General features: G+C 68.9%; 10 protein-coding genes. 6 read left to right on the forward strand and 4 right to left on the reverse strand.

Translation table 11 applies throughout. From position 1 onward, the window contains the following. A partial coding sequence (locus ACMUOY_RS19675) for a M16 family metallopeptidase (protein ID WP_413894433.1) occupies positions 1-1,372 on the reverse strand: 1,372 nt, incomplete at its 3' end. Between the two features lie 389 nt (positions 1,373-1,761). Between ACMUOY_RS19675 and ftsY the strand changes: the two genes are divergently transcribed. Continuing rightward, positions 1,762-3,075 (forward strand): signal recognition particle-docking protein FtsY, encoded by a 1,314-nt coding sequence (ftsY, locus tag ACMUOY_RS19680; RefSeq protein ID WP_413894442.1) that lies wholly within the window; start codon positions 1,762-1,764, stop codon positions 3,073-3,075. Between the two features lie 49 nt (positions 3,076-3,124). Here the strand turns inward: ftsY and ACMUOY_RS19685 are convergent, their stop codons facing one another. Both ACMUOY_RS19685 and ACMUOY_RS19690 read right to left on the reverse strand, forming a co-directional pair. Beyond that, positions 3,125-3,340: a zf-HC2 domain-containing protein gene (locus ACMUOY_RS19685; protein WP_413894434.1), complete on the reverse strand. Its 216-nt coding sequence runs from the start codon at positions 3,338-3,340 to the stop codon at positions 3,125-3,127. Continuing rightward, entirely contained in the window at positions 3,340-3,924 is a 585-nt protein-coding gene (locus ACMUOY_RS19690) for a sigma-70 family RNA polymerase sigma factor (protein WP_413894435.1), read from the reverse strand. Before ACMUOY_RS19690 ends, ACMUOY_RS19685 begins: the two co-directional genes overlap by 1 nt. Positions 3,925-3,997: 73 nt before the next feature. Between ACMUOY_RS19690 and ACMUOY_RS19695 the strand changes: the two genes are divergently transcribed. From ACMUOY_RS19695 to ACMUOY_RS19715, 5 genes are all read left to right on the forward strand, one after another. Then, positions 3,998-4,510 carry a TlpA family protein disulfide reductase gene (locus ACMUOY_RS19695; protein ID WP_413894436.1) on the forward strand — a complete coding sequence of 171 codons (513 nt, stop codon included), beginning with the start codon at positions 3,998-4,000 and terminating at the stop codon, positions 4,508-4,510. Between the two features lie 138 nt (positions 4,511-4,648). Further along, positions 4,649-4,930 (forward strand): DUF2282 domain-containing protein, encoded by a 282-nt coding sequence (locus ACMUOY_RS19700; RefSeq protein WP_413894437.1) that lies wholly within the window; start codon positions 4,649-4,651, stop codon positions 4,928-4,930. Positions 4,931-4,941: 11 nt separating this feature from the next. Continuing rightward, positions 4,942-5,886 carry a DUF692 domain-containing protein gene (locus ACMUOY_RS19705; RefSeq protein WP_413894438.1) on the forward strand — a complete coding sequence of 315 codons (945 nt, stop codon included), beginning with the start codon at positions 4,942-4,944 and terminating at the stop codon, positions 5,884-5,886. Next, positions 5,883-6,689: a putative DNA-binding domain-containing protein gene (locus tag ACMUOY_RS19710; RefSeq protein WP_413894439.1), complete on the forward strand. Its 807-nt coding sequence runs from the start codon at positions 5,883-5,885 to the stop codon at positions 6,687-6,689. The genes ACMUOY_RS19705 and ACMUOY_RS19710 overlap by 4 nt, the downstream gene beginning before the upstream one ends. A 15-nt stretch (positions 6,690-6,704) precedes the next feature. Continuing rightward, the gene (locus ACMUOY_RS19715) at positions 6,705-7,190 is read left to right on the forward strand and encodes a DoxX family protein (RefSeq protein WP_413894440.1); all 486 of its coding nucleotides are present in this window, start codon (positions 6,705-6,707) and stop codon (positions 7,188-7,190) included. Between the two features lie 115 nt (positions 7,191-7,305). Here ACMUOY_RS19715 and ACMUOY_RS19720 read toward each other — a convergent pair. Continuing rightward, the coding region (locus ACMUOY_RS19720; RefSeq protein ID WP_413894441.1) for a TIGR04282 family arsenosugar biosynthesis glycosyltransferase at positions 7,306-7,705 on the reverse strand (400 nt) is incomplete at its 5' end.

The following is a 7,705-nucleotide window of genomic DNA, read 5'->3' on the forward strand; positions in this document are numbered from 1 at the left end:
CCGCCACCGTGAGCTGGTCGTCACCAAAATACTTCGCGGCCACCGCCTGCACCTGCGCCGCGCTGACCTGGCGCAGACGCTGGATCAGCCGCTCGCCGGTGTCCAGCGGCAGGCCCTGCGCCCACACGTTGCCGAGCTCGCGGGCCTGGTTCATCACCGAGTCGAGCTTGTAGACCTCGCTGGCCACCCACTGCGTCTTGACCCGCTCCAGTTCGGCCTCGCTCACCCCTTCGCGCGCGATGCGCTGCACCTGCGCGCGCAGCGCCGCCTCGACCTGCTCGGTCGTCTTTCCCGGCGCCGGCACACCGTCGAGCGTGAACAGTTGCGGTCCGCGTCCCATCAGGCCATTGCCGGCGCCGGCGCTGTCGGCCAGCCGGTCCGGGCCCTGGGTCAGCGCACGGTCCAGGCGCGCGCCGCTGTAGCCGTCCAGCACGGCCGACAGCACGGTGAGCGCCAGCGCGTCATCGTTCTCCGGCGAGGCCTCCAGGCCGGTCAGCCGCGGCACCTTGAAAGCCAGCACGACATAGGCCTGCTCGGCCGGTGCCTTGAACTCGAAGCGCCGCAGGCCCGCCTGCTCGGGCTCCTCGCGGGGCTTGCGCGCAGCCACGGCACGCGCGGGAATCGGGCCATAGTATTTTTCAGCCAGCCGCAGCACCTCCTGGGGATCGACGTCCCCGGCCACCACCACCGCGGCATTGGCCGGGACGTACCAGCGCCGCCAGAAGGCGCGCGCGTCATCCGGCGTCATCGCATCGAGGTCGCTCATCCAGCCCACCACCGGGCGCCGGTAAGGCGAGGCGTGAAAGGCGCTGGCATTGAGGTTTTCGTACAGCAGCGCACGCGGGTTGTCCTCGGTGCGCAGGCGCCGTTCCTCCTTGACCACCGCAAGCTCCTTGAGAAATTCCTCGTCGTCCCACCGGTTGTTCGCAAACCGGTCGGCCTCCAGCTTCATCACATCGCCCAGCCGGTCGGCAGGGATCTGCTGGAAGTAGCCGGTGTAGTCGCGCGAGGTGAACGCGTTCTCGCGCCCGCCCATTGCCGCCACCCGACGCGAGAATTCGCCGGGCTTCACCTCGGACGTGCCCTTGAACATCATGTGCTCCAGCACATGGGCCACGCCGCTGGTGCCATCCACCTCGTCCATGGCACCCACCCGCAGCCACAGCATGTGCACGGCCGTCGGCGCGCGCCGGTCCGGTTTGACGATGACGGTCAGGCCGTTGGGCAGGGTGAAGCGGCTGACGGCGGCAGCCGCCGATGGCGCCGGTGGATTGGCGGCAGCCGTGGAAGGCTGGGCGGGTGTCTGGGCCAGGCTCGGGCCCCCGATGGCAAAGCCTGCGACAAGGGCGGCCAGGGTGAAGAATCGTTTCATAGAATGGGCTTGATTCTAGAAACGCCCAAATGTTCAGTTTTTTCAGGAAAAAGCCGCCGACAGCACCCGTCGGCGAGCGCGCGCCGGACGCGGTGCCGGCCGCTGTGGAGGGCGCTCCGGCGCCCGACACGCCCACCGCCGGGCCCTCGGTCGCGGTCGCGCCAGCCGCTGAGGCCCCCCCCGCTGCGGCCACCCCCCCGCTGGCCGGCGGGTTAGACGCTAGCCCGGCAGCCCCCAAAGCACGGCCCGAGGTGCCCGCGGTCCCTGCGCCCTCACCCGAGACGGCCACCGAAACACCTGCCGTCGCCCCGACCATCGACCAGGTGGCCGCCGCCCCGGCCGCCGCCCCGGCCGACGCCACCGCACCCGCGCAGCCGCTGGCACCAGCAATGACCTCCGCGCCGACGGCCCCCGCCGCCGAGCCAGACGCCGCACCCGTTGCGGCCGCCGAATCGTCCACCGCGTCCCGCCCGCGTTGGTGGACGCCGCCGTGGAGCAAGACCACGGCCGCGCCTGTGAATCCAGAAGCGCCTGCCCAGGCCCCTTCGGACGCGCAAAGCCCACCGTCCGGCACGAACCCCGCACCGGTTGCCGACGGGGCCGCCCCAACGCCACCCGCGCCCACACTGTCGCCAACGGTGCCGCCGCCTGCGCCCGCCGTGGCCGCAACCCTCCCCTCGCCAGCGCCCTCCACGCCGCCACCCGCTGCAGCTGCGGCTGCGGTTGCGCCAGCCCCCGCTTCCGAACCGGAGCCGACACCCGCCGCCGCCGCGACCGAGCGCAAAGGCTGGCTCGACAAGCTCAAGGCCGGCCTGCGCAAGACCGGCTCCAGCCTGGCCACTGTCTTCACCGGCACGCGGATCGACGACGAGCTTTATGAGGAACTGGAGACCGCGCTGCTGATGGCCGACACCGGCGTCAAGGCCACCGAATTCCTGCTGGCCGACCTCAAGCGCCGCGTGAAGGAGAACAAGACCACCGACCCGGCGGCCGTGAAGGGCCTGCTGGCCGACGCGATCACCGACCTTCTGGCGCCCCTGCAGAAGGTGCTGGTCGTCGGCGACCGCCCCGACAACCTGCACAACGGCCAGCACGGGCCCACCGTGATCATGGTCGCGGGTGTCAACGGTGCCGGCAAGACCACGTCCATCGGCAAGCTCACCAAGCACCTCGCCACCTCGGGCGCCAGCGTGCTGCTGGCCGCGGCAGACACCTTCCGCGCCGCCGCGCGCGAGCAGCTCGCCGTCTGGGCCGACCGCAACCTGGTGGAGATCATCAGCCAGCAGGGCGGCGACCCGGCCGCGGTGAGCTTCGATGCGGTCAGCGCCGGGCGCGCGCGTGGCAAAGACGTGGTGCTGGTCGACACCGCCGGGCGTCTGCCCACGCAGCTGCACCTGATGGAGGAACTGAAAAAGATCAAACGCGTGGTGCAGAAGGCCGATGCCACGGCCCCGCACGAGGTGCTGCTGGTGATCGATGGCAACACCGGGCAGAACGCGCTGACGCAGGTGAAGGCCTTCGACGACGCGCTCGCGCTGACCGGGCTGGTCATCACCAAGCTCGACGGCACCGCCAAGGGCGGGGTGCTGTGCGCGATCGCGCGGGAAAAGCCGGTCCCCGTTTACTTCATCGGCGTCGGCGAGAAACTGGAAGACCTCGAAACCTTCAACGCCCGGGAGTTCGCGCAGGCGCTGCTGTCCTGAGTGCGGCGCGATGCCGTTCGGGTCGCGCTCCAGCGAATGCCAGCGCGGTTCAGCGTTCGTCGCCGGGGTCGCTCGTGTACTGGCGCCACTGCTTCATCGCGTTGCGCATGGTCAGCACCTGGCGCTCGAAACGCGGGCAGGCCTGGCACATCGCCAGGTGCAGGCGCAGCGCCACGCGCTCCTGCAGCGGCAGCTCGCGGTCCTCGCGCGCGATGAGCAGCGCGGAGACTTCCTTGCAGGTGCGTTTGAAGGGGTAGGACGACATCATGTGGCCCGGGGGTGGGCAAACCAGTTCAGTTCGAGACATTCGCGCAAGCGCAGGCGGGCGCGGTGCAGTTGCACGTAAAGGTTGGTCGCGGTCAGGTCCAGTTCCTTACAGATTTCTTCGCTGGACAGCTCCAGCCACTCGCGCATCAGGAACAAGCGCCCCTGGCTGGCAGGCAGCTTGCTGGCGCAGGCCTCCAGGATCTCGAAGAACTGCCGGCTGCTGAGGTCCTGCTCGGGATTGCCCCATTCGGCGGGACTCTCCCCGAAATGCCCGTCCGCCCTGAAGGCGATGGACTCCAGCGGGTCTTCCTGTTCGTCATCGGTGCCGCTGCCCACGCAGACCTCGCGGCCGTGGTGGCGCAAGGCGTCGATGATCTTGTGCTTGAGGATGCCGACCAGCCAGGTCTTGAGTTGGGAACGGTTGGCAAACGACAAGGGCTTGCTCAGCGCGGCCAGCAGCGTCTCCGACACCGCATCCTCCGCCCAGGTGTCGTTGCGCAGCTGCAGCCGCGCGAAACGCAGCAGGTAGTCGCGGTGGGTTGCGACCTGCTGGTCGAAGGGGCTGGCATCGGCATCCGTCATACAGGCGACCAGTGTAAGGAAGTTGGCGGCCGTGCGACCAAGCTGGGCCCAACCCATGAAACCGGAGCCTTCCATGTCCCCCTCGCTGATCACCCGCGCCCTGCTCGCCTTGGGGCTGGCCCTGGCCCTCGTGCCGCATCCTGCCCTGGCGCAGCAACCCGCCTCGGAGAAGCCGGCGATCCAGGGCAAGACCCTCACCGGCGCCCCGTTTGATCTGGCCGCGTTGCGCGGCAAAGTGGTGCTGGTGCTGTTCTGGTCCACCGATTGCGCCGTCTGCCGCGACAAGATGCCGGAACTGCGTGCCAACGCCCAGGGCTGGAATGGCAAGCCCTTCGAGCTGGTGAGCATCAGTTTCGACCGGCGCGAACAGGATGCTCTGGACTATGAAAAACTGGTTGCCACGCTCGCGCCTTCCCAGCATCGCCCCGTGGCCCTCTGGGCGGGCAACTCCGCTTACAAGGCCAGCGAGAAGCGTCCGGCCCAGTTGCCCTCGGCCTGGCTGCTGGACAAATCCGGCAAGGTGGTCGAGAGCTACACCGGACGCATTCCCGCCGAGGCCTGGGATCGGATCGCCGATCTTCTTTGACAATTTTTCGGCGATGCCTGTAAGAAACCAGCCCGCCACCGGACGAACCCTCAACCAGCAGCCGATGTCAGGTTCAGGCCTGACGCAGCTTCTGGTTCTTTCAACCGTTCTTCATCCACCTGACCAAGGAGTTTTCCCATGAACCCACATGCCATGATTGCCGCCGCCGCCACGTCGCTGGTGTCCCTCGCCCTGCTGTCCACGCCCGCGATGGCGCAGAGCTCGGGCAAGGAAAAGTGTTACGGCATCGCCAAGGCCGGCCAGAACGATTGCGCCAACACCGCCGGTGTCCATTCGTGCGCCGGCCAGTCCAAGGTCGACAACGACAAGACCGAATGGAAATACGTCGCCGCCGGAACCTGCAAGCAGATGGGCGGCCTGAGCGCAGACGAAGCCAAGGCTGCCGCCAAGAAGTCCTGAGATCCCGCATCATGAAGTCCGCCACCGTGAGCCACGACGCGCCCTCGCCGCGCGCACCCCCCGTCGGGATCGGTTGGCGGCATCCCCATTACGCCGAACTGCTCGAGACGCAGCAAGCACTGGGCTTCATCGAAGTCCATTCCGAGAATTTCTTTGTTCCGGGCGGCCCTGCGCGGGCCGTGCTGCGCGAGGGCCGCGCCCGCTACCCGGTCAGCCTGCATGGCGTCGGCCTGTCATTGGGGTCGGCCAGCGGCATCGACGAGTGGCATCTCGACCAGCTCGCGCGCCTGGTGCGTGAGATCGACCCCGTGCGCATCAGCGACCACGCCAGCTTTGCGCGCGGCGTCCTGCCCGGCGCGACCGGTCCGGCCACCGTGCATGCGGCCGACCTGCTGCCGGTGCCTTTCAGCCGGGAAGCGCTGGACGCCATGTGCGCCAACGTTCAGCGCGTGCAGGACCGGCTGCGGCGCCCCATCGCGGTGGAAAACCTGTCGGCCTACCTGCGCTGGCAGGACGCCGACATGAGCGAAACGCAGTTCCTGTCCACGCTGGCGCAGCGCACCGGCTGCAGCCTGCTGGTGGATGTGAACAACATCTATGTGAACGCCTTGAACGCGCAGTTGCTCGGCGAACCTGGCGCGCCGCTGGAGGCGTGCCGGCAATGGCTGGATCAGATCCCCGGCGAGGTGGTGGCCGAGATCCATCTCGCCGGTCACGTCCACTGCGGCGACATCGTGATCGACGACCACGGCAGCCGCGTCAGCGAAGCGGTCTGGATGCTGTACCGGCACGCCATCGCGCGCTTTGGCGCCGTGCCCACCCTGATCGAATGGGACACCGGCGTGCCGTCACTGGCCGTGCTGCTCGACGAAGCGACGCGGGCGCGCGAAGCCGCCACAGCGGCGCTGCGGCCCACCCCCAGCGGCGCAAGCGCGCCGGTGGAGACGCTGGCATGAACGCACTGGCACAGCAACAACAAGCCCTGCTGGGCACGCTGCTGGCCCTGCCGGGCAGCGCCCAGGCCGTCGACGCGCTGGCGGCGCTCAGGAACCGGGTCCATTCGCCCTGGGCCCGCGGGCTGGCTGCCTACCAGGCCAACGGGCACGAGCTGGCCGAAAGGTCCCTGCGCGCGGCCTACCCCGTGGTCGCCGCGCTGGTGGGAGGCGACAGCTTTGCCACGATGGCGTGCGAGCTCTGGCACCGCCATCCGCCCGTGCGCGGCGATCTGGCCTGCTGGGGCGATGCGCTGCCTGCATTCGTCGACCACAACCCGCAACTGGCCGATGTGCCTTACCTGGCTGATGTGGCCCGGGTGGAGTGGGCGCTGCACCGCGCCGCGGGTGCGCCCGATGCCGCCGCCGATCCCGCGTCGTTCGCCCTGTTGACCCAGGTGGACCCTGCCACCTTCACCCTGCGTCTGGCCCCGGGCACGGCGGCGATCACCAGTGATTGGCCGGTGGCCAGTCTGGTGACGGCGCACCTTCACGACGATCCACCCCTGGCCGTTGCGGCCGGACGGGTCCAGGCGCGCGCAGCCGAATGCGCGAGGGTATGGCGACAGGGATTGCGCCCGCGCATTGCCGCCTGCACGCGCGCCGAGTCGGCCTTGTTGCAGGCCGTGGTGCGCGGCCGTTCGCTGCTGGCGAGCCTGAATGAGGCCCTCGCCGTCGATGCCGGTTTCGATCTCGGTCAGTGGCTGCCGGACGCCGTGACCCAGGGCCTGGTGCTCGGCATCGGTCCGCTTGAATCCACCCCCTGAACCCCGAGAACCACCATGTCCAGCTACCCTCTCCTGCAGCGCGGCGTGTCCCTGTGGCAGCGCCTCACCCACCTTCTGGACAACACCCAGCCCTTGGCCGCCCTGCTGGCGCGCGGCTACGTGGCCGAGGCCTTCTTCCGCTCCGGCCTGACCAAGATCCGCGACTGGGACACCACGCTGGCGCTGTTCAGTGACGAGTACAAGGTGCCGCTGTTGTCGCCCGGCGTGGCAGCCGTGATGGGCACGGGCGGGGAACTGGTGCTGCCCGTCCTGCTGCTGTTCGGCCTGGGCGGGCGCTTTGCGGCGCTGGGTCTGTCCGTGATGAATGTCGTCGCGGTGATCAGCCTGAGCGAGATCGCGCCGGCCGCCCTGCAACAGCATGTCACCTGGGGTGTGCTGCTCGCCGCGCTGGCCATCTTTGGCGTCGGACGCTGGTCGCTTGACGGCACACTGCTCAAGCCCTGGCTGCGCCGGTGGGGCCTGAGCACCCCAAACGGATGACGGAAACGATCCATCGCGACGCCAAGTCAACGACAACATGCCGTCCCGTTGGCACGTCACTTCATTAACAATAGCAGATAATGACCATTCGACGCTGGGAATGGCCGGTTTTCTTTCAGAATTCCCACTCTGAAGGCAGATGAACCCGATCGGCGGGCTCGTCGATGTCGTTCAGCGTCGGGCCGAGCCAGAGGTTCAAGCCGAGCGCAGCGAGGCGGCGCCGGGTCTCGGCGGCCACGACAGCGGTGCTCCAGGCCATGTCGCGGAAGATGTCCGGGCAATCCGCACGCAGGCCCAGCAGCACGTAGCCACCATCGGCCACCGGTACCAGCACCGCGTCATGCCGCGCCAGTTGCGCTGCGGCCTCGCCAATGATCCCAGCCGTCAACGCCGGGCAGTCCGTTCCCATCAACAGCACAGGATGGCCGTGAGGGCCGGTCGTCACACGGTGCACGGCGCGGGCCATGCGCGCGCCCAGGTCACCGTCGCCCTGGTCGGTGCACTGCACGCGGTCC

The organism is Candidatus Skiveiella danica, assembly GCF_022705245.1.
In the GTDB taxonomy this organism is placed as follows: Bacteria; Pseudomonadota; Gammaproteobacteria; order Burkholderiales; family Burkholderiaceae_C; genus Skiveiella; species Skiveiella danica.

Excerpts from the sequence above, each read along its gene's own strand:
- ACMUOY_RS19690 (WP_413894435.1), bottom strand. The coding sequence starts at position 3,924 with ATGACGGATGCCGATGCCAGCCCCTTCGACCAGCAGGTCGCAACCCAC.
- ACMUOY_RS19685 (WP_413894434.1), bottom strand. The coding sequence starts at position 3,340 with ATGTCGTCCTACCCCTTCAAACGCACCTGCAAGGAAGTCTCCGCGCTG.
- ACMUOY_RS19700 (WP_413894437.1), top strand. The coding sequence starts at position 4,649 with ATGAACCCACATGCCATGATTGCCGCCGCCGCCACGTCGCTGGTGTCC.
- ACMUOY_RS19695 (WP_413894436.1), top strand. The coding sequence starts at position 3,998 with ATGTCCCCCTCGCTGATCACCCGCGCCCTGCTCGCCTTGGGGCTGGCC.
- ACMUOY_RS19705 (WP_413894438.1), top strand. The coding sequence starts at position 4,942 with ATGAAGTCCGCCACCGTGAGCCACGACGCGCCCTCGCCGCGCGCACCC.
- ftsY (WP_413894442.1), top strand. The coding sequence starts at position 1,762 with ATGACCTCCGCGCCGACGGCCCCCGCCGCCGAGCCAGACGCCGCACCC.
- ACMUOY_RS19710 (WP_413894439.1), top strand. The coding sequence starts at position 5,883 with ATGAACGCACTGGCACAGCAACAACAAGCCCTGCTGGGCACGCTGCTG.
- ACMUOY_RS19715 (WP_413894440.1), top strand. The coding sequence starts at position 6,705 with ATGTCCAGCTACCCTCTCCTGCAGCGCGGCGTGTCCCTGTGGCAGCGC.